The organism is Haloglomus irregulare, from assembly GCF_007421925.1.
Lineage (GTDB): Archaea > Halobacteriota > Halobacteria > Halobacteriales > Haloarculaceae > Haloglomus > Haloglomus irregulare.
Window position 1 is genome coordinate 38605 of the sequence record NZ_QMDX01000002.1, and the last position, 19178, is coordinate 57782.

The following is a 19178-nucleotide window of genomic DNA, read 5'->3' on the forward strand; positions in this document are numbered from 1 at the left end:
TCCGCCGAGGCGGGGGCGGCCGTGGCCGCGTGTCCTCCGGACTCAGTCCTCGACCGGCTCGAACTGGTAGCGGACGACCGTGCTGGAGTCGTCCCAGTCGAAGTTCCCGCCGTGGACCCGCTCCATCCGCTTCTTGTAGGCCTCCAGCGACTCGCTCCCCTCGCGCCGGGCGTCCGCGTCGGTCATGTCGCCGAGGGTACGGTCCTCGACGCCCGTCACCTCGAACGTCGTCCCGTCGATGACGAACCGGTCGCCCTCGTCGGCGTAGTGCTGGCTGGCGCCGCGGTGGATCTGTGTCACCTCGCCCGAGAGTGCGAGCTGCTGGACGTGGTCGTTCGGCAGCAGGTCGCCCGCGTCGATGTCGGCCTCGGCGGTCTCGCTCATACCGCAGGGTTCGGCCCGAACCGACAAAAACACCCAGCCCGCGACGCAGTTCGGACCTCAGTCCGCGACCAGCCCACCCACCGCGCCGCCGATGGCGGAGTCGACGGCGAGGATGAGCGCCACGACCGCGCCGACGACGAGCGCCCCGGCGCCGCTGAGGAAGCCGATACCGCCGCCCAGCAGTGTCTCGACGATGAGTCCCAGTCCGACCGCGACCACGAGCGCCACGAGGACCCCCCCGAGCATCCCCGCGACGAGCCCGTTCCAGGCGCCGCTTCCGAGGCCGCCCCCGGCCAGGTAGCCCGTCAGGAACCCGGCCAGCAGCCCGACGGCCACGTGGCCGATGCCGGGTGCCAGGAAGGCGAACAGGCCCAGCACGACGTGCGCGAGGAAGCCGAGTCCGACGGCGCGGGCGTCGACCATATCGCCCCGGCGGCCGCGCCCGGTAAATCCCTTCCGGGGTGCCATAACCCGGCTCGACGCCGGCTCCCCGCCGCTCCCGGACCCCGACAGGTACTCGTGGCCCACCGCCGTACGTGCGGGCAGTGACACGGATCCGCCACGACTACCACACCCACTCGACCTACTCCGACGGGAGCTTCCTCTGGTCGATGGTGGGGGCCGCCGCAGAGACCGGACTCGACGGCATCGGCATCACCGACCACTGCAACGTCTCGGCCGGGGCCGACCACGACCGGCGCAAGAAGGTGATGGGGTTCAATCTCGACCAGACGTTCGAGCGCCGGCGCGAGGGCATCGAGGCGGTCCGCGAGCGGTTCGACGTCGACGTCCACGACGCCGTCGAGATGGACTACGAACCCGACGACGAGGCCGCCGTCGCCGACTTCCTCGAGACGGCCGACTTCGACTACGCCATCGGCAGCGTCCACTACCTCGACGGCGTCAACGTCCACTTCGGGTCGTACTTCGCCGAGAAGTCCCGCGCCGAGCGCCGCGAACTGGTCGACCGCTACTTCGAGAAGCTGGTCGCGCTGGTCGAGTCCGAGCTGTTCGAGATCGCCGCCCATCCCGACCTGTTCGAGCGGACCCCCGAACTCCGCGGCCTCGCGACCGACGACCACTACCACGCCGTCGCCGAGGCCTTCCGCTCCTCCCGGACCGTCCCCGAGCTCAACGCCGGCCGCGCGCTCGACACCTACGGCGAGTTCCACCCCGCCCCCCGCTTCATCGAGGTCCTCCTGGACCACGACGTGCGCTTCACCATCGGCACGGACTCGCACGACCCCGGCGAGATCGAACCCCGGATCGAGGCCATGGAAGAGCTCTGCGAGCGACACGGTATCGAGCCCGAGCTTTTCTGACGGCTCGGGTGTCCTCGGCGGCGCTTCGCGCGCCGCTGTGGGAGCCGGCTGGCCGGCTCCGCCGGCAATCCACTCGCCGCAAAAAACGTTCGGAAAAAGTGCCGGCACTCGGGCGCCTCCGGCGCCCTCGCGCCGGCGAAACGCGCTCGCTTCGCTCTCGCGTACAGGTATTCACTATCATCGAATATTTGTCCAAAGCAGCTATTATTCGTTTTGTGGAATCTATTCGAACTCAACTCGTGGTATATCCCACGTTCTACACATTCTAAACGCTGCCCGGGCGCGAACGTCTCGAACGGTGAAGTGGGGTATCCCACGACTTGTCAGCGAAGTTCGCTACGCTGTCGAGAACGTCGTGTGAGGCGCGGTTCAGCAAGTGACACTCGCTCCGAACCAGTCTGACGGACTCCGATACGCCAATACGGAGGAGTGGTTCGTGGGTTAGGTATCTGGCTGGCGATGCCTATCTGCACGAACCGAGAGTTCATCGAGCACTGCGCGAAGATTCCACCCTCATCTTGTTGCATACGCGCGCCGAAGGCGCGCGTTTCGGTTCGAGGCGACTTGGTCGCCCCGTCATCCTGAAAATCCCCGATTTTCGGAGACACCGCTGGCTCGCTTCGCTCGCCAGCGGCATTTTTATGAACGTTTTCTGTGCCGAGTGGTGCCCGCAGGCGGCGCGAAGCGCCGCCGAGGAAGCCCGAGCCGTCAAGAAAGCTCGAGTTAGTCGTCCGCGGGGGTCGCGCCGGAGTCGCCGTCCTCGGCGAGCTTCTTCGTGTGTGAGAGCTTCCCGCCGTCGGCGAGGATCTCGCGCTCGCGCTCGGAGGCGTCGAGGTGGGCGGTGAACTCCCACTCCCCGCCGTTCACGTCGACGGCGAACTCCTCCTGGCCGGAGCGGACGCCCGCGGCCACGTCGTCGACGATGGCGAGGTCGTCACCCTGCTCGAGGCGCTCGTAGGTGTCGGCGTCGATTGTGAGCGGGATGAGGCCGAAGTTGAACAGGTTGGCCTTGTGGATGCGGGCGAAGCTCTGCGCGAAGACGCCCTCGATGCCCAGGAACATCGGGCAGAGGGCGGCGTGCTCACGCGAGGAGCCCTGCCCGTAGTTCTCGCCGGCGACGAGGAAGCCGCCGTCGCTGTCCAGCGCCCGCTGTGCGAACGTGTCGTCGACGCGGCTCAGGGTGAACTCCGACAGCTTCGGGACGTTCGACCGGTACATCAGGATGTCCTGGGTCGCCGGGATGATGTGGTCGGTCGTGATGTTGTCCTCCATCTGGAGGAGGTTCGGACCGGAGAGGTCGGCCTCCAGCTCGTCCTTCAGCGGGACGTCGCCGATGTTCGGGCCCTTGACCAGGCCGTCGTCGACGGACTCGTCGGGCGCGATGAGGTCGGCCTTCGAGCCGTCGTACTGGTCGGGGAGCTCGACGCCCGGCGCCTCCAGGTCGCCGAGCTCGTCGGCGAGGTCACGCGGGTCGACCAGCTCCCCCTTGATCGCGGCCGCGGCGGCGACCTCCGGCGAGGCGAGGAAGACGGAGTCGTCCTCGATGCCGGAGCGCCCCTCGAAGTTCCGGTTGAACGTCCGCACGGAGACGGAGTCCGACGCGGGGACGTGACCGATGCCGATGCAGGCACCACACGTCGCCTCGGAGAAGTTGACGCCGGCGGCCATCAGCTCCGCGGTCCAGCCCTCGCGGGCGAGGATCTCGGAGGCCTGCTTGGAGCCCGGGGCGACGATCATCTCCGTCTGCATGTCGATCTCGCGACCCTCCAGCATCTTCGCCGTCGGGAGGATGTCCTCGTAGCCCCCGTTCGTACAGGAGCCGATGATGACCTGCTCGACGGACTCGCCGGCGACCTCCCGGACCGGAACGACGTTGTCCGGCATCGAGGGCTTGGCGACGAGCGGCTCGACCTCGGACATGTCGACGACGATCTCGTCGTCGTACGAGGCGTCCTCGTCCGGGCCGATATCGACGAAGTCCTCGCCGCGACTCTGCCGCTCGAGGTAGTCCCTGGTCTCCTCGTCGGTCGGGAAGATGGAGGTCGTCGCGCCCAGCTCCGTGCCGAGGTTGGTGATGGTCGTCCGCTCCGGGACGGTCAGGTTCTCCACGCCGGGACCGGTGTACTCGAAGATCTTGCCGACGCCGCCCTTGACGGTGAGCCGGCGGAGCATCTCCAGGGCCACGTCCTTGGCGGTGCTCCACTCCGGGAGCTCACCCTCCAGCCGGACGTTGACGACCTCCGGCATCTCGATGTAGTACGGACCGCCGCCCATCGCAACGGAGACGTCGAGGCCGCCGGCGCCGATGGCCAGCTCGCCCAGCCCACCCGGCGTGGGCGTGTGGGAGTCCGAGCCGAGCATCGTCTTGCCGGGCGCCGCGAAGTTCTCCTTGTGGACGTTGTGGCAGATGCCGTTGCCCGGGCGCGAGAAGTGCGCGCCGAACGTGCCCGCCGCACTCCGGAGGAAGCGGTGGTCGTCCGTGTTCTTGAAGTCGAACTGGTAGGTCTGGTGGTCACAGTACTGGGCCGCGATCTCCGTCTGGACCTCGTCGAGGTCGAGCGCCTCGAACTGCAGCCAGACGAGCGTCCCAGTCGTGTCCTGCGTGAGCACCTGGTCGATCTCGATCCCGATCTCCTCGCCGGTCTCGAGCTCCCCGTCCACGAGGTGGTCGGAGAGGATTTTTTCAGTGAGCGTCTGTCCCATTGTCGTCCGGGGATGTGCGACCCTCGGATATAAATCCGGCGTGTCCCGCTCTCAGCCCGCGTTTAGGCGGGCCTCAACCCCCGGAGATCGACCGATTCCGCCGCGGCGCATCCGACCCTCGGGCGCCCGCCGCCGACCGCTCCGCCCCAGCCCCTCATTCGGCTTCGTCACAACAGCTATGGCGCCGCCGTCTCCGATTCCGGGTATGGGACGCATCTCGATGCGACAGCAGCGCGCCCTCCTGTGGGGAGTGCTCGCCGGCGGGTTCCTGCTGGTGAACTTCCATCGGACGGCGACGGCGGTGTTGGCGGACACGCTCGCGGCCACCTTCGACGCGACCGGCGCCGAACTCGGGAGCCTCCACGCCTCCTTCTTCTACATCTACGCGGCGCTGCAGCTCCCCTCGGGACTGGCCGTCGACCGGTACGGTCCCCGGCGCGTCGGGGCCCTCGGCCTCGCCGTGATGACCGGTGGCGTCGCCTGGTTCGCCCTCAGCGGCGGGCTCGCGGAGGCGTTCCTCGCCCGGGCGGCCATCGGGCTCGGCGGGAGCGTGCTCTACATCGCGACGCTGCGGTTCTGTGCCAACTGGTTCCGCCCGGACGAGTACGCGACAATGACCGGCTACACCATCGCCGCCGCCGGCGTCGGCGGCATCCTGGCGACGACGCCGCTCGCGCTCGCCATCGAGTCGGTCGGGTGGCGGAGCGCGATGCTGGTCGCCGGTGGCGTCGGCGCGACACTGGCGGTCGCCATCGGCGCCGTCGTCCGTGACACGCCGACGAGTGCCGGTCACGAGGCCGTCGGGGACGCCGCCGACCCGGGCGAGACCGCCACGCTGCGCGAGGTGCTCGACAACACCCGGACCGTCCTCGGCGAGCGCGAGACGTGGCTGCTCGGTGTCGCGCTCTTTCTCACGCTCGGTGCCAACTTCACCGTCCTCGGGCTCTGGGGGGTCCCCTACGTCGTCGACATCTACGACGTCTCCGTCGCGCGCGCCTCGACCTACGTCCTGCTGGGTAACGTCGGGTTCGTGGTCGGGTCGCCGGCGTTCGGGGCGCTCTCGGACCGCCTCGCCCGCCGGACGGGCCTGATGATCGGCGCGGCGGCGCTGTTCACCCTGAGCTACGCGGCGCTGGTGCTCGTCCCGCCCCTCCCGGTCGTCGGCGCGGCGCTGTTCTGCGCCCTGTTCGCCAACGGCGGCGTCGCGCTCGCGTTCACCGTCGGCAAGGAGCGCCACGACCCCGACGTGGCCGGCACGGTCACCGGCGTCATCAACAGCATGGGCTACTTCGGCGCCGCGGTGCTCCCGACGGTGCTCGGGGCCGTCCTCGACGCCTACTGGACGGGCGAGGTAATCAACGGTGCCCGGGTCTACACCGTGACGGGCTACCGCGTCGCGTTCGCCATCGCCACCGGGGCCGGCGTCCTCGCCACGGGCGCTATCGTCTGGCTGCACTACCGCGAGCGCCGCGCGCCGACTGCCGGGGCCGCCCCCGCGGACGACTGAGCCCGACGCGTCGGCGGCCGACCATGCCGCCCCCGACCGTCGTGACCGCGGGCTTATACCCGCGGACCGGCAAGCGCCGCCCATGAGTACGAACCGCGTCGCGGTCGCCTGTCCGTCCTGCTCGCCGGGGGACGAGACGGTCCACGAGCTGCTGCACGAGTCCGGGCACGCCACCGTCCGCTGCACGGAGTGCGACCACGTCCACAGGACCGATCTCCCGAGCGACCCGACCGTCGAGCGCCGGGTCATCGCCTCGCAGGAGGGCGACTCCATCGAGGCCACTGCCGAGTTCGACCCCGACGGTCAGCTGGCGGCCGGCGACGAGTTCCTCGTCGAGACGGACGAGGCCATCCTCTCGGCGGCCGTCACGAGCCTCGAACTCCTCGACGGCGAGCGCGCCGAGGCGGCCCCCGTCGCGGAGGTGAGGACGGTCTGGACCCGGGTCGTCGGCAACGTCGCCGTCGACCTCACGCTCCACCCGAAGGACGGTCGGCACGACTCCACCTACTCGACGGAGGTCCGGGTCCCGGGCGACGAACTGTTCACCGTCGGCCAGGTCCAGGAGTACGGCGACGCCGAGTTCACCGTCGAGGGCATCGTCCTCCGGGACGACGTCGAGCGGTACGGCCAGCGCAAGCTGGACTACGCGGGCGACCAGGCCCCCGCAAAGGAGATCAAACGGGTGTACGGGCGCGACGAGTCGAAGGTCTCGAACGCCTGGTCGGGCTGGTAGCGGCGATGGGGGGTGAGGCGTACCGCGAGGCCGGGACCCGGTCGGCTCGACCGCCCTGGCCACGACGTCCACGTCCGACAGGGCGACGGCCGCGAGGGGTGGCCTGACCACGCGCTCTGCGACGCGGCCTCCCTCACCTGCGCCGCCGACGCTGTTCCCGAGCCCCGTCGTCGAGCGGGCCCGTCCCGGTGGCCGGCTGCTCGCGCCGGTGCGTGAGGGCCCTCTGCGGGAGCTGGACCCCGCCACCCGCCGCGAGGACGGCTCGCTCGACCGCGAGTCCCACGGCGCCGTCGGGTTCGTGGAGACGCGCGGCGACTGAGCGGCCGCTCCGGAGTGTCGGTTCGGGTCCACGAAGGGTAGCGCCGTGTGGGGCGACGCCTCCCTGCCGCGCGCGGCTTCGGATGCTACTGCGGAACTACCCGTCGCCACGATGTGGGGTCAGAGGCGGTACGGGTAATCCGCAGTCGTCTCTGCAGTCGCGGACGGTATAAAGACGCGGGCCACCGCCGGGCCGGCAGTGGCGACGGCGGGCCGCTTTTGTCCCGTGACCGCCTACGGCCGTCGATGGCCGAATGCGTCGTCTGTGGCCGGGAGACCTCCGTCACCGCGGCCTGCCCGCACTGCGGGCGGCCGGTGTGCGCGAGCCACCGCGCCGCCGACGCCCATGACTGCCCCGGGCTGGACGCCGCCCGGACGACCGGCTGGGTCATCGACCTCGACGGCCCGCAGCCGAAGCCGATGGCCGACGACGGGGTGCCGGGCTGGCGCGACCTGCTGACACCCTCCCGGAGCGGCGCGTACATGGCCGCCGGGAGCGCGGTCGTGGTGCTGGTCGCGGTACTCCTGGTCGTGGTTGTGGCCCCGGGCTCCGGCGCGGCAGCCGGCGACGACCTGAACGAGACCCGCGTCGAGCGACTCGTCGCCGAGGGGGTCAACGACCGCCGGGTCGAACGCGGGCTGGACCCGCTCGCGTACGACGAGTCGCTAGCGACCGTCGCCGCCAGCCACTCCCGGGACATGCACGAGCGCGACTACTTCGCCCACGAGGCCCCCGACGGCGCGGGGGTCGACGACCGGTATGCCCGCTTCGGCATCGACTGTAACGGCGGCGAGAACATCTATCTCACGCGGGCGGGCGGCCTCGCCGCGACCGAGGGGACGCTCGCGGACCACGTCGTCCGCGAGTGGATGAACTCCGAGGGCCACCGCGAGGCCATCCTCCGTGACCGCTACACCAGCCAGGGCATCGGTATCGTAGTCGCCGACGGGGCCGTCTACGCGACCCAGAACTTCTGCTGAACGCCGATACGCCCGGATGATCGGGTTACGGTCCGAGTACGAGTGGAACACCCGTACTGGCGAGACTATACCCGATATTGCCGAGTAACCTCCCAGCGCCCGCCCCACGTTTCGGGTCCGCGTCAGTCGTCGGCGGGCGGGTACCGCGGGACCCGGGCGGAGCGGTCCGACCCCTCGTGGAACGGCAGGTCGATGACCTCGGCGGGCACCTCCTCGCCGTCGACGCGGACGGTCACCGCTCCGGCGTCCAGCCCGATGCCGACGTACGCGAGGGCGGCGTCCCGCTCCAGCGTCGGCGACGCGGTGGCCCGGGTGACCTCGCCGACGGCACTGTCGCCGTCGAAGACGGCCGCGCTGCGCTCCGGGAGCGCCTCCGGCAACAGCCCGACCAGGCGCTCCGAGGGCCGGCCGCGGTTCTCCACCTTCGAGACGACCTCCTGGCCGACGTAGCAGCCCTTCTCGAAGTCGAGCGCGTTCCGGATCCCGGCGACGTTCGGAATCCTCCCCTCCAGTTCCGTGTCGAACAGGGGGGTGCCGGCCTCCAGCGCGAGCGTCTCGAAGACGCCGTACCCGAAGGGGACGGCGTTGAGCCCGCGAGTCAGGAGCGTATCGAACACCTCGCCGCCGGCGTCGGCGGTGCAGACGACCTCGTACCCCTCCTCGCCGAGGGGGCCGTCGGTCCGGACGACGGTGACGCCGGCATCGCCCATCGACCCCCGGACGAACGAGCACTGCCGGTCCGGCGACCCGGCCCCGTTCAGCACGGAGGCGACCTTCTCCGTCGAGGTGGGACCGTGGACGCCGAAGACGCCGAAGTCGGCCGACGCCACCTGGATATCCACGTCCTGGATGAACACCTTGCCCGACCAGTCCTCGACGAGCGGCTCCGCCCGGGCCGGCGGCGTAAAGACGAGCAGCCGCCGGCCGGCGTTGTAGACGTACATGTCCGTGGTGATGGCGCCCTGCGGGTCGAGCAGGAGTGCGTAGCAGCCCTCCCCGTCCGTCGTGGGGACGCGGTTGGAGACGGCATCGTCGACGAAGTCGTGCCGGTCGTCGCCGGTCACCTCGACGACACCGTACCCCATCTCGATGACCCCGACCCCGCTCCGGACGGCGGTGGCCGTCCGCTCGGGCCGGCGGTACCGCTCGACGGCGCGCCGCCCGTCCGCGAGTTCGCGGTAGGTCGCGCCGTGTGCCTCGTGGTCCTCCGGGACGACAGTCATACCCGGCGGTAGCAGGGGTCGGCGGATAACTCCGACGCCACGGCGATGGGGCCGGACCTACAGCTCGTAGCGCGCGATGTCGCCGGACTCGCAGGCGGGACAGCCGACGGTCGAGGGCTCGACGGTCGTCCCACAGTGACGACACTCGTGGACGACGGCGCGGTCGTCGCGGAGCGCGGCGACGAGTCGTCCGAACATACCGTCGCGAAGGTGCCGGCCCGGTAAATAGCCGCTCGAACCGACTTGGAAGTGAAAACCGCAGGACGGCGGCGTCGTGCTCCTGGCTCTGTCAGCCAGCCGTCGGACGCACTGGGTCACAGCGGCAGCCGTTCGAGCATCCGGTCGACGAACGACCGCTCCGTCTCCGCGGCCTCGCCGGGGTCGGGCACTACGCGGTCGTCCGGGTAGATGCGGGCCCGGCCGGTCTCCTCCTCGACTCGGATGAGGTTCGCCTCCTTCAGGTCCCCCAGGGCCGCCTCGATGCTGTCGATATCAAGATCGGTCCCGGACCGGAGTTCGAACACCGTCATCCCCTCCTCGTGGCGGTCCACGAGCGCGTCGAGGACGGTGACCTCGGTCGCGTCGCGATCCCGGTACTCCGGCTTCGCCTGCATATCCGACCGTTGCATTCGCCCGGTGATAAATCCGCGCGGGACGGAACGTGCCGCCGGGCGCGCACCGTCACCCCCTCCGACCCGGCGTCCCGGCCCGGTCCGGACCCGACCGACCGCCGACCGACGGAACGGCGTCAGCCGGGCGTCTGACGCCCGCACGTCGAGGGTCACATCCCCCAGTACGTTTAAATCCGCGTCGGGGCCATCCCCGTGTAATGGGGCTGAAGTGTTCGCTCTTCGGGCACGCGTTCGACGAGCGTGACGTGGTCCGTGAGCGCGATTCCACGGGGAGTGAGGTCGTCACCATCGTGAAGGACGTCGAGCGGTGCGCGGAGTGTGGCACCACGCGCGTCGTCTCGACGAACAAGGAGGTCGTCTCGGCGGCCGGCGCGACGGCCGACGGCGGCGTCGAAGCCGGTGCCACGCTCCGTACGCCCGGCGACGACGGGTCGGCGGGCGACGCGTTCGAGGCGCCCGACGAGTCCGAGGCCGGCGCCGTCACCGAGCCGAGCGACGCGGGCGAGGGCGCCGGCTTCGACGCCGCCGACGATGTCGAGGGCGAGGACGCGACGGTGCTGACCGGCGGCTCCGACGACGAGGCCGACCCCGACGGAACGACGGTGCTCGGCGACGCGGCCGAGGGCATGGCGGACGTAGCGGGCCCCGAGCCCGAGCCGACGGACGCGGACCACGACCCCGCGACGGCGGACGAGCCGGTGACGGACGACGCGGAGATCCTGACCGACGACGAGCCGGCCGACCGCGCCCCGGGGCGCTGGCCGGGTGAGGAGGCCCCGGACGCGTGGGAGCCGGAGCCGCTCGGCGACGACGCCGACGACGCGCTCGCGGACGAGGGGTCGACGGCTGACGCCGAGGCCGACACGGACGCGGACGACGAGACGCCGGACGCGACGGCCGAGCCGGCACCCGACGTCGAGCCCGAGCCCGCCGCGACCGCCTCGTTCACCGTACCGGACGGCTACTACCGCTGCCCGGAGTGCAGCCACACCATCCCGGCCAGCTCCTCGTTCCGCCGGGGGGACGCCTGTCCGGAGTGCGTCCGCGGCTACCTCGAGGCCGGGGAGTAGGCGCCCCCGGGGGTGACGGGACAGGCCGAAATCGGTAAACCGTTCCTCCGCAAACCGGCCCGCATGGAGGAGTACAAGATGCGTCGAGGGGAGTACCTCGAGGAACGCGTCCCGGGTCTGGAGGGGACCATCGAGGACTACTTCGGCCCCATCACCGCAACGGAGGAGTTCAACGGGAGCGACCTGTTCGTCGTCGAGGAGCCGGACAACCCCGTGTTCGAGCGGGTCGTCGCCGGCGCCGTCGTGTACGACGGCAAGAAGGACAAGCTGGCCGTCGACTTCGTCGAGCGCGACCTGGAGGACCTGATGGAGACCGGCGACGTGGACGCCGCCGGCGACGCGAACGACGCGAAGAACGACTTCCTGCTGGAGTGCACCGGCCGGGACGCGAAGTCCCGGCGCGAGTCGATGAAGCGCGCCGTCGAGGACGACGCCGACGCGCCCGACGACCTGGACTAGCGACGGCGAGTCGCGCTCGGTCACCAGCGCCTCCAGGCCGGCGGACGGCACGAACGCCAGCAGCCCGTCCGTCCCGTCATGGAGCCGGACGCCGTGCTCGGGGTGGGCCTATCGCTCGCAGCCGACCGACCCGTCGAACGTGATCGCGCGGCACGGACCGGGCGTCGAGCGCCGACGGTCCCCCGTCTCGTGCCGGGCCCCCGTGGCGCCCGTGACCGCGCCCCGCCCGACCGGGTGGACCGCAATCACTAACGGCCGGCGACTCCCGGCATCGAACATGCAACTGGCCGGAATGGCGTCCAACCGCGGGCGCAACCTGCTGCATATCGCCGACCGCGCGCCGGGTGGTGCCGAGTTCGCCGTCGTCCTCGCCAACGAGGAGGGCGCGCCCGTCCTCGAACGCGCCTCCGAGCGCGGCATCCCGACGGAGGTGGTCGTTCGCGAGGACGGCGAGTCCCGCGAGTCCCACGAGGCCCGCGTCCTCGACGCGCTGTCGGGCTACGAGTTCGACCTCGTCTGCCTGGACGGCTACATGCGCGTCCTCACCGGGGGGTTCCTCGACGAGGTGCCGACGGCGCTCAACGTCCACCCCTCGCTGCTCCCGGCGTTCCCGGGGACGGATGCCCACGAGCAGGCGCTCGACGCCGGCGTCTCCGTCACCGGCTGCACCGTCCACGTCGTCGACGAGACGGTGGACGAGGGTCCCATCGTCACCCAGGAGTCCGTCCCCGTCTACGACGACGACGGGACGGACGAGCTGGCGGAGCGGGTGCTGTACGAGGCCGAGTTCGCGGCCTACCCCCGGGCCGTCGAGTGGTTCGCCGCGGACCGCGTGACGGTCGACCACGACGCCGGCGTCGTCCACGTCGACGGTGACACCGCGACCCGCGACGACGGCGAGCCGTTCCCGCGCCGTCGGCTCGCCTCGGACGACCGCGTCGCCGACCTCCGCTACGGGGAGAACCCTCATCAGGCCGCGGCACTGTACGCCGACACCACCTGCGAGGAGGCCAACGTCGTCGACGCCCCGCAGTTGAACGAGGGCGCCAAGTCGCTCTCGTACAACAACTACAACGACGCCGACGGCGCGCTCGACCTGATCAAGGAGTTCGACGAGCCCGCGGCGGCGGTCATCAAGCACACCAACCCCGCGGGCTGTGCGACCGCGGACAGCCTTGCCGAGGCCTACGACGACGCGCTCGCGACGGACCCGATGAGCGCGTTCGGCGGCATCGTCGCGCTGAACCGGACCTGCGACGCCGCCACCGCCGAACGGATCATCGACTCGTTCAAGGAGGTCGTCGTCGCGCCCGGCTACACCGACAGCGCGCTGGACGTGCTCTTCGAGAAGGAGAACCTCCGCGTGCTCGACGTCGGCGACGAGGGAACGCTCACGACGACGGGCGAGCGCCACACGGAGAAGCCACTCGTCGGCGGCCGCCTCGTCCAGGACCGGGACCTCCGGGAGGTCACCGCCGCCGACCTGGAGTTCGTCACCGAGCGCGACCCGACCGACGACGAGGTCGAGACGATGCTGTTCGCCTGGCGGACGCTCAAGCACGTCAAGTCCAACGGCATCCTGTTCGCGACGGAGACCGAGACCGTCGGCGTCGGGATGGGTCAGGTCTCGCGGGTCGACGCGGTCCGGCTGGCCGCGATGAAGGCCGATGAACACGCCGAGGGCAAGGACGCCGAGGGCGCCGTGATGGCCTCGGACGCCTTCTTCCCGTTCCCCGACGGCATCGAGGCGGCCGCCGACGCCGGCATCGAGGCCGTCGTCCAGCCCGGCGGCAGCGTCAACGACGAGGACGTCATCGAGGCCGCCGACGAGCACGGGATGGCGATGGCGTTCACCGGCCAGCGGTGTTTCAAGCACGATTGAGTCCGAAGCTCGCCGCATGACCGAACGGAGCGAGCGAATGCCGGGCTCGGGGCCAATACCGTGCGGTCGTATCTTCTCCGGGAAAGAGGCCAGTTATCATCGGAGCCACCGATGGAACTCGGGCTACGAGTATCGGGAGCCACACGAGCGAACCGTATCAGTCCAGCCGGAGCAGCTCCAGCACCATCAGGCTCAGTCCGAACGGGACGAGCGTGGTGGCGACGAGGAAGAAGCCGGCCCACGAGAGCAGTGGGCGGTCGACGAAGATGAACATGATGGGGCCGAACAGCGACCACGCGCCGAAGACGGGGACGCCGACCTCCGGCGTGGCCAGCAGGTAGCCGACTGTACAGAGCAGACAGCAGGAGAGGAGGACGTTGACGGCGATCGGGAACCCCGGTGCGACGCTGCTCGCGAGGAAGACGGGGTAGAGCATGAACGTGGCCATCCCGAAGACGGCGGTCTTCGGGTCGATATCGAAGCGGTACCGCTCCAGCGCCCGGGCGGCGATGGTGATGCGGTCGCCGAGGTCAGCCGACGCGGTCCCGGCAGCCGTGGCCGGGCCCGGCTCACCGGAGCGACGGGTGCTCGAGCCGGTCGGGCCGTCGGTGTGGTGGCCGGTTGCGGTCCCACCCGTTCCGGCGCCGGCCGTCCCGCTCGTGCCGGTGCTCCCGGCGTCGGTCCACCCGTCGGTGGTCCAGCGGGCACGCTCTCGTTCCCGGGGCCGGCGGCCGCTGGCACCGCCGGCCGTTCCGGCGTTGTCGGTCCCGGTTCCGGCGGTCCCGTCGACGTACTGTTCGTGGCCGAGGCGGTCGTAGCGGTCGCGCTCGTCCGGGTCCGTGAGCACCTCGCGGGCGCGCTTGACCCGCTGGAACTGCTCGCTGGCGTCGGGGTCGTCGTTGTGGTCGGGGTGGGTCTGCTTGACCCGCTCGCGGTAGGAGGCCTCGATGTCCGCGGCGCTGGCGTCGGGGTGGCCCCCGAGCACCGCGTAGTAGTTATCCGCCGCATCACCCCGGTCGGGCATTGTCGATATCTGTGGCTGCGGGGACCAAACACTGTCGGTGATATCGGGGTGGTCCGCGAGGTAGCGGGTTCAAAAAGCGGGGTGGGGGGGGTGGGGATGCACCCATAAGACGGGTGCGTCCGGCGATAGTGGAGGCAGGAGTATCAACCTTCCGGCCATGGGCATCCGCACCGGGTGGCCGTGAGACGCCGTATCAGCCCGTGAAAGCCGGATCGGCGGCTTCAGCGGCGGGGACGAACGAGCACCGGGGCGGGTCCGCGCGTCCGCCCGGGCGGCGCCCGACAGGGCTAAGCCGACGGGGCCTCCTACGCCGATACGTGACAACCTCGCCGCCACACCGCACGCTCGTGGTTCGCGAGGCGACCCGTGCCGACCTGCTGTCGGTGTTCCGCATCGAGCGGGCGTCGTTCCCCCAGCCGTGGCCGTACGGCGCGTTCGAGGGGTTCCTCGGTGCCCCCGGGTTCCTGGTGGCCGAGTGCCAAGCGACGGACGCCGACGAGGACCCCGGCGACATCGCCGGCTACATCGTCGCCGACACGGTCCCGAACCACGGCACCCCCATCGGCCACGTGAAGGACCTCGCCGTCCGCCCGGACGACCGGGGACGCGGCATCGGCCGACGGCTGCTGGAGCGCGGCCTCGCGGTGATGGACGGTCGCGGCGCCGGCCGAGTGAAGCTGGAGGTCCGCGAGGGGAACGACCGGGCGATCGGGCTGTACCGCGACTTCGGGTTCACACAGCATCACACGGTGCCGGGCTACTACGACGACGGGACGAACGCCCTCGTCATGCTCCGGTCTGCGGACTGACCGGTGCCCCCGCCGGTTCGACCGTGTTTTGTGTCCGCGGGCGCAACGGCCGCCCATGAGCACGGGCTACGCCTGCCCGGTCTGTGACGCCCCGCAGGCCGACATCGGCCACCTCGCCAATCATCTCGCCTTCACCGCGATGCTCCGGAGCGACGGCCACGGGGACTGGCTCGGCGAGCGGGTCCCTGGCTGGTCGGAGCTCGGGGAGGCCGACCTGACGGCCGCGCTCCGCGAGCACGCCGCCGACCTCGACGAGGCGGAGTACCCACAGGTCTTCGAGGACACGACCGGCGACGTGGCTGAGGAGGGCCGTGACGCCGCCGACCAGCGCTCGGGCGCGCTGTTCGACGACCACTCCGGCCACGACCACGGCCACCAGCACGCACACGACGAGGGACACGCCCGCGACCGCGCGACCGGCGGCCCCATCCCCGACGGGGCCGAGACGGGGTCGCTCCCCGGCGGCGAGCTGCCCGACGAGGACCGGGAGGCCATCATCGAGGAGGCCCGCGAGATGACCCGTGAACTGCGGGGCGGGCGGGGCGACGACGTGTCGGGGGCGGCGGACGACGACGACGGAACGGACGACGACGGGTAGCGTTATCTTCCCAGCACCCGGCCACCCGGTATGGATGCCGACGACCTCCCGGCCGACCCCGCCGACGACCGCTTCCACTACGTGTTCGAGAACCGGGTTCGGTACGCCGAGACCGACGCGCAGGCTATCGTCTTCTACGGGGAGTACGTCACCTTCCAGGACGAGACGTTCTCCGAGCTCCTCCGGCGGCTCGACTTCCCGTACACGGAGCTTGCGGCCCGCGGCCTGGACTTCCACGTCGTCCACACGGAGCTGGACTACCACTCGTTCGCGGAGTTCGACGACGAGCTCCGCAACGGCTTCCGCGTGGCCGCCATCCGCGAGTCCAGCGCCGACTTCGAGTGGGTCTGCCGGCAGGCCGCCGACGACCGCGTGGTCGCCAGCGGCACCATCACCCACGTCGCCGTCGGCGAGGACGGCCCCACGCGCGTCCCCGACGACTTCCGGGAGGCGGTGGTCGCGTTCCAGGACGAGCCCCCGGAGCCGGTCTGACCGGCGGTCGCGCCGACACCACTTAGCCGGACGGGCGCGAACGACGGCCCATGACCGCGTCCGAGAACCCGTATCGCGAGCTGGGCGAGCATATCGAGGAGCACCTGATGGCCGAGGGGGTGTACGTCACCGACCACACCCTCACCGATGGGACCTTCCACATCGCCTACGAGACGGCCTCGCCGGAGGAGGGGGTGCCGCGCTCGGAGATGGGTTCCATCCTGCAGGAACTGCTCGACGCCCGGGCAGACGGCTGGCCCGCGACCGACGTGGTCGTCTGGGTGTACGACGCCGACGAGCCGGCCGACGACCGCGAGCCGAAGGGGAAGTGGGAGACACGGGAGGGCTGGTTCCACGCGTTCGACAACGACAACCTCTCCGAGACGGACCTCTCGACGCTCGTCATCTCCACGGTGGACCTGGAGGCGACCCGGGGCTGACCCGGACCGGGTAGTTCACGCATATCCTGGATATATCGGCAGCGTGTGGCGGATTCCGTCTGTACCGCGGTAATTCGACGAGTCGGATGGAAATCAGCAGACCGGCTTCGGGTCGAGTCCCAGCTCCTCCAGCCGGCTCGCGTACTCGTCGTACGCGGTCCCGATGGCGTCGGTCGCGGCCGTCTGTGCGGTCACCCAGTCGCCGTCGTCGACACAGACCGCGTCCAGCAGGGTCGCGCCCTCCTCGGGTATCGCCTGGAGGGCCGCCCGGGCCTCGCGGACGACGTCCGCGTCCGAGCGGTCGCCCCCGTTGACGAGGACGTTGATGACCTGCAACAGCAGCCGCTCGACCACCAGCGGGTAGGCGACGAGCCCGGCGGCGACGCGCTCGGGCGTCGTCGCCGCGGTCCGCAGCTCGTCGACGAGATAGGGGACGTCACCCCCGGCGCTCGCCGCGTCGTCGAGGTCGAGGATGGCGTCCCGGTGGTCGGCGAGGTCGTCGGCCACGTCCGCGAACGCCGTGCGGGCGCGCTCGTCGTCGGTCCCGTCGGCCCACCCGGCCAGCGTCCCGGCTCCGCCGTCGAGGGGACGGGCGGCCGCACTCAGGACCGGGCCCGGCTCCAGCCGCGCGTCGGTCGCGGCGACGACGGCCTTCTCGGAGCCGAGTCGGCTCAGCTCCGTCTCACGCGCCCCCCGGACGTCCGTCACGAGTTCCGTCCCGTTCATGCCCGGACGGTCGGCCGGGGGGGTCAAAGGTGTGGTCCCGGCGTCGAGCGCCCCACGCTTATCTCCGAGCGCGACCTACCCGGTGGCATGACCGACGACGCCACCCCCGATCCGGGCCCGGCAGGGAGTGGGAGTGCCCCCGACGCGAGCCCGGCCGAGGGCGACCCCGTGGCCGACTCCCCCGAGCCCGGGACCGCGGGGTCGCTCACGCCCGCCGCCCTCGCCGTGTGGCTGGACGCGGGCCGCGAGTTCACCCTGCTCGACACGCGGAACCGCGACGAGATCGACGCGTGGCGCATCGAGGCCCCTCGGCGCCTGGACGTGCCGTACATGCGGTTCCTGAGCGCGCGGGTCACCGGCGACGTCGAAGCCCTCGTCGGCGGCGCCGAGGGCCCGTTCGTGGCCGTCTGCCCGCGCGGCGAGGCCAGCGCGGAGGTCGCGGACCTGCTCGCCGACGCGGGTCACGAGGCGTACAACCTCGCCGGCGGAATGTACGGCTGGGCACGGCTGTACGAGGCGACGGAGCTCCCGACCGACGCGACGGGGGACGCGACGGTCGTCCAGTACCGGCGCCCCTCGAGCGGCTGTCTGGCGTATCTCGTCGTCGCGGGCGACGAGGCGGCCGTCGTCGACCCGCTGCGGACGTTCGCCGACCGGTACGTCACGGACGCCGCCGACCGCGGGGCCGACCTGGTCGCCGCCGTCGACACGCACGTCCACGCCGACCACGTCAGCGGCGTCCGGGCCGTGGCCGACCGGGCGAGTGCCGGGGCCGTCCTGCCGGTGGGCGCCGTCGACCGTGGTCTGGCGTTCGACGCGCGGTCGCTGGCGCCCGGCGAGACGCTCACCGTCGGTGGGGTCGGGCTCGCGGCCGTCGCCGCGCCCGGCCACACCACCGGGATGCTCGCGCTCCGGGTGGGGGACTGTCTGCTGACGGGCGACTCGCTGTTCGTCGACGGCGTCGCCCGGCCCGACCTGGAGGTCGCCGACGCGGCGGTTCGGGAGTTCGCCCGGACGCTGCACGGGACCCTGACCGAGCGGTTCGGCGGGCTCGACGGCGGGCTGCTCGTCGCCCCCGGCCACTACGCGAGCGAGGACGCGGTCGTCGACGGCCGGGTGACGGCACGGCTCGGCGATCTCCGCGAACGACTCCCCTCGCTCTCGCTCGACCGCGAGCCGTTCGTCGAGCGCGTGCTGTCGGGGATGGGGCCACGCCCCGCGAACCACGAGACCATCATCGCGGTCAACCTGGGCCGCGAGACGGCCGGGGCCGAGGCGGCGTTCGAGTTGGAGCTGGGGCCGAACAACTGCGCCGCGACGGCCGACTGACGTGGCGGACCTCGACGCCGACGCCGTCCGGACGCACCTCCGCGAGGAGCGCGGCGACCTCGTGGCGACCGTGCTCGACTGCGCGGACGCCGTCGTCGCCGGCTGGGACGGCACGACGACGACGTCGGCGACGCAGGTGACGGAGCCCCTCCGCGCGACGCTGGAGCGGGCGGGCGTGCTGGGGACGCTACCGGCGGTCCTCGCCGAGTGCGTGGCCGCGGCGGGCGAGCGACTGCGGGCCGAGCCCGTGGCTGCGCCGCCGTACGTCGTCGTCACCAGCGTCGGACCCGTGCTGCGGGCGACGCTCGACGGGGAACGGCTGGTCGTCACGCTCCGGGCCTTCCGTGTCGAGCGCGACGAGCGCGGCCCGCGCTACGTTCGCGATGCACGGACGGTAGCGGACGCTATCGACGTGGACGTGGTCTGACCGTCGAGAAGGCGGGTCGCGGGACGGCGTACTCGTCCGGCGCGACGGACGACGGGGCACCGGTCAGTCCCGGTCGAAGTACGACGCGGAGTCCTCCCAGTGGGGGAAGAACCTGGACG

At 71.3% G+C, this 19178-nt stretch carries 22 protein-coding genes; 14 read left to right on the plus strand and 8 right to left on the minus strand.

The window, feature by feature from the left end; genetic code table 11:
• Positions 1-42: 42 nt before the first annotated feature.
• Together DP107_RS03940 and DP107_RS03945 are read right to left on the minus strand one after the other, a co-directional pair.
• Entirely contained in the window at positions 43-384 is a 342-nt protein-coding gene (locus DP107_RS03940; protein ID WP_144260858.1) for an ASCH domain-containing protein, read from the minus strand.
• Between the two features lie 57 nt (positions 385-441).
• On the minus strand, positions 442-807 hold the full coding sequence (locus tag DP107_RS03945; protein WP_144260859.1) for a DUF5518 domain-containing protein: 366 nt from the start codon (positions 805-807) through the stop codon (positions 442-444).
• Between the two features lie 122 nt (positions 808-929).
• On the opposite strand from DP107_RS03945, the gene DP107_RS03950 reads away from it, so the two are divergent.
• A complete protein-coding gene (locus tag DP107_RS03950) occupies positions 930-1706 on the plus strand; it encodes a PHP domain-containing protein (protein ID WP_202877337.1) in 777 nt (258 codons plus the stop codon).
• Positions 1707-2429: 723 nt separating this feature from the next.
• Here DP107_RS03950 and DP107_RS03955 read toward each other — a convergent pair.
• A complete protein-coding gene (locus DP107_RS03955; protein WP_144260860.1) occupies positions 2430-4409 on the minus strand; it encodes an aconitate hydratase in 1980 nt (659 codons plus the stop codon).
• Positions 4410-4614: 205 nt separating this feature from the next.
• Between DP107_RS03955 and DP107_RS03960 the strand changes: the two genes are divergently transcribed.
• The 4 genes from DP107_RS03960 to DP107_RS03975 all read left to right on the plus strand — a co-directional run bounded on the left by DP107_RS03960 (position 4615) and on the right by DP107_RS03975 (position 7948).
• Entirely contained in the window at positions 4615-5916 is a 1302-nt protein-coding gene (locus tag DP107_RS03960; protein ID WP_144260861.1) for an MFS transporter, read from the plus strand.
• Between the two features lie 82 nt (positions 5917-5998).
• Positions 5999-6649: an HVO_0476 family zinc finger protein gene (locus DP107_RS03965; RefSeq protein WP_144260862.1), complete on the plus strand. Its 651-nt coding sequence runs from the start codon at positions 5999-6001 to the stop codon at positions 6647-6649.
• A 12-nt stretch (positions 6650-6661) separates the two neighbouring features.
• Positions 6662-6865, plus strand: coding sequence for a hypothetical protein (locus tag DP107_RS21360; protein ID WP_202877338.1), 204 nt, complete (start codon positions 6662-6664; stop codon positions 6863-6865).
• Positions 6866-7213: 348 nt separating this feature from the next.
• On the plus strand, positions 7214-7948 hold the full coding sequence (locus DP107_RS03975; protein ID WP_144260863.1) for a CAP domain-containing protein: 735 nt from the start codon (positions 7214-7216) through the stop codon (positions 7946-7948).
• Between the two features lie 122 nt (positions 7949-8070).
• On the opposite strand, the gene ygfZ is transcribed toward DP107_RS03975, so the two are convergent.
• The 3 genes from ygfZ to DP107_RS03985 all read right to left on the minus strand — a co-directional run bounded on the left by ygfZ (position 8071) and on the right by DP107_RS03985 (position 9785).
• Complete coding sequence (gene ygfZ, locus DP107_RS03980) at positions 8071-9171, minus strand: CAF17-like 4Fe-4S cluster assembly/insertion protein YgfZ (RefSeq protein ID WP_144260864.1); 1101 nt, start codon at positions 9169-9171, stop codon at positions 8071-8073.
• Positions 9172-9228: 57 nt separating this feature from the next.
• Positions 9229-9369: a PhlB family protein gene (locus DP107_RS19805; RefSeq protein ID WP_185977161.1), complete on the minus strand. Its 141-nt coding sequence runs from the start codon at positions 9367-9369 to the stop codon at positions 9229-9231.
• Between the two features lie 116 nt (positions 9370-9485).
• A complete protein-coding gene (locus DP107_RS03985; protein ID WP_144260865.1) occupies positions 9486-9785 on the minus strand; it encodes a DUF6432 family protein in 300 nt (99 codons plus the stop codon).
• 215 nt (positions 9786-10000) lie between these two features.
• On the opposite strand from DP107_RS03985, the gene DP107_RS03990 reads away from it, so the two are divergent.
• The 3 genes from DP107_RS03990 (at position 10001) to purH (ending at position 13214) form a co-directional block, all read left to right on the plus strand.
• Complete coding sequence (locus DP107_RS03990) at positions 10001-10873, plus strand: DUF7093 family protein (protein WP_144260866.1); 873 nt, start codon at positions 10001-10003, stop codon at positions 10871-10873.
• 63 nt (positions 10874-10936) lie between these two features.
• The gene (locus DP107_RS03995; protein WP_144260867.1) at positions 10937-11332 is read left to right on the plus strand and encodes a DUF5611 family protein; all 396 of its coding nucleotides are present in this window, start codon (positions 10937-10939) and stop codon (positions 11330-11332) included.
• A 277-nt stretch (positions 11333-11609) separates the two neighbouring features.
• Entirely contained in the window at positions 11610-13214 is a 1605-nt protein-coding gene (gene purH, locus DP107_RS04000; RefSeq protein ID WP_144260868.1) for a bifunctional phosphoribosylaminoimidazolecarboxamide formyltransferase/IMP cyclohydrolase, read from the plus strand.
• 157 nt (positions 13215-13371) lie between these two features.
• Here the strand turns inward: purH and DP107_RS04005 are convergent, their stop codons facing one another.
• Complete coding sequence (locus DP107_RS04005; protein WP_144260869.1) at positions 13372-14238, minus strand: J domain-containing protein; 867 nt, start codon at positions 14236-14238, stop codon at positions 13372-13374.
• A 317-nt stretch (positions 14239-14555) separates the two neighbouring features.
• Between DP107_RS04005 and DP107_RS04010 the strand changes: the two genes are divergently transcribed.
• The 4 genes from DP107_RS04010 to DP107_RS04025 are packed head-to-tail and all read left to right on the plus strand — an operon-like array spanning position 14556 to position 16577.
• A complete protein-coding gene (locus tag DP107_RS04010) occupies positions 14556-15047 on the plus strand; it encodes a GNAT family N-acetyltransferase (RefSeq protein ID WP_144260870.1) in 492 nt (163 codons plus the stop codon).
• A gap of 55 nt (positions 15048-15102) precedes the next feature.
• Positions 15103-15645 (plus strand): DUF5810 domain-containing protein, encoded by a 543-nt coding sequence (locus tag DP107_RS04015; RefSeq protein WP_144260871.1) that lies wholly within the window; start codon positions 15103-15105, stop codon positions 15643-15645.
• A gap of 30 nt (positions 15646-15675) precedes the next feature.
• The gene (locus DP107_RS04020) at positions 15676-16137 is read left to right on the plus strand and encodes an acyl-CoA thioesterase (protein ID WP_144260872.1); all 462 of its coding nucleotides are present in this window, start codon (positions 15676-15678) and stop codon (positions 16135-16137) included.
• Positions 16138-16187: 50 nt separating this feature from the next.
• Complete coding sequence (locus DP107_RS04025; RefSeq protein ID WP_144260873.1) at positions 16188-16577, plus strand: hypothetical protein; 390 nt, start codon at positions 16188-16190, stop codon at positions 16575-16577.
• Between the two features lie 93 nt (positions 16578-16670).
• On the opposite strand, the gene DP107_RS04030 is transcribed toward DP107_RS04025, so the two are convergent.
• Complete coding sequence (locus tag DP107_RS04030) at positions 16671-17303, minus strand: hypothetical protein (RefSeq protein WP_144260874.1); 633 nt, start codon at positions 17301-17303, stop codon at positions 16671-16673.
• 87 nt (positions 17304-17390) lie between these two features.
• Here DP107_RS04030 and DP107_RS04035 point away from each other — a divergent pair, with 87 nt between their 5' ends.
• A complete protein-coding gene (locus DP107_RS04035) occupies positions 17391-18632 on the plus strand; it encodes an MBL fold metallo-hydrolase (RefSeq protein ID WP_144260875.1) in 1242 nt (413 codons plus the stop codon).
• 1 nt (position 18633) lies between these two features.
• The gene (locus DP107_RS04040; protein ID WP_144260876.1) at positions 18634-19059 is read left to right on the plus strand and encodes a hypothetical protein; all 426 of its coding nucleotides are present in this window, start codon (positions 18634-18636) and stop codon (positions 19057-19059) included.
• Positions 19060-19178 lie beyond the last annotated feature (119 nt).

Excerpts from the sequence above, each read along its gene's own strand:
- DP107_RS03940 (WP_144260858.1), bottom strand. The coding sequence starts at position 384 with ATGAGCGAGACCGCCGAGGCCGACATCGACGCGGGCGACCTGCTGCCG.
- DP107_RS03945 (WP_144260859.1), bottom strand. The coding sequence starts at position 807 with ATGGTCGACGCCCGCGCCGTCGGACTCGGCTTCCTCGCGCACGTCGTG.
- DP107_RS03955 (WP_144260860.1), bottom strand. The coding sequence starts at position 4,409 with ATGGGACAGACGCTCACTGAAAAAATCCTCTCCGACCACCTCGTGGAC.
- DP107_RS03960 (WP_144260861.1), top strand. The coding sequence starts at position 4,615 with ATGGGACGCATCTCGATGCGACAGCAGCGCGCCCTCCTGTGGGGAGTG.
- DP107_RS03965 (WP_144260862.1), top strand. The coding sequence starts at position 5,999 with ATGAGTACGAACCGCGTCGCGGTCGCCTGTCCGTCCTGCTCGCCGGGG.
- DP107_RS03975 (WP_144260863.1), top strand. The coding sequence starts at position 7,214 with ATGGCCGAATGCGTCGTCTGTGGCCGGGAGACCTCCGTCACCGCGGCC.
- ygfZ (WP_144260864.1), bottom strand. The coding sequence starts at position 9,171 with ATGACTGTCGTCCCGGAGGACCACGAGGCACACGGCGCGACCTACCGC.
- DP107_RS19805 (WP_185977161.1), bottom strand. The coding sequence starts at position 9,369 with ATGTTCGGACGACTCGTCGCCGCGCTCCGCGACGACCGCGCCGTCGTC.
- DP107_RS03985 (WP_144260865.1), bottom strand. The coding sequence starts at position 9,785 with ATGCAGGCGAAGCCGGAGTACCGGGATCGCGACGCGACCGAGGTCACC.
- DP107_RS03990 (WP_144260866.1), top strand. The coding sequence starts at position 10,001 with ATGGGGCTGAAGTGTTCGCTCTTCGGGCACGCGTTCGACGAGCGTGAC.
- DP107_RS03995 (WP_144260867.1), top strand. The coding sequence starts at position 10,937 with ATGGAGGAGTACAAGATGCGTCGAGGGGAGTACCTCGAGGAACGCGTC.
- purH (WP_144260868.1), top strand. The coding sequence starts at position 11,610 with ATGCAACTGGCCGGAATGGCGTCCAACCGCGGGCGCAACCTGCTGCAT.
- DP107_RS04005 (WP_144260869.1), bottom strand. The coding sequence starts at position 14,238 with ATGCCCGACCGGGGTGATGCGGCGGATAACTACTACGCGGTGCTCGGG.
- DP107_RS04015 (WP_144260871.1), top strand. The coding sequence starts at position 15,103 with ATGAGCACGGGCTACGCCTGCCCGGTCTGTGACGCCCCGCAGGCCGAC.
- DP107_RS04020 (WP_144260872.1), top strand. The coding sequence starts at position 15,676 with ATGGATGCCGACGACCTCCCGGCCGACCCCGCCGACGACCGCTTCCAC.
- DP107_RS04025 (WP_144260873.1), top strand. The coding sequence starts at position 16,188 with ATGACCGCGTCCGAGAACCCGTATCGCGAGCTGGGCGAGCATATCGAG.
- DP107_RS04030 (WP_144260874.1), bottom strand. The coding sequence starts at position 17,303 with ATGAACGGGACGGAACTCGTGACGGACGTCCGGGGGGCGCGTGAGACG.
- DP107_RS04035 (WP_144260875.1), top strand. The coding sequence starts at position 17,391 with ATGACCGACGACGCCACCCCCGATCCGGGCCCGGCAGGGAGTGGGAGT.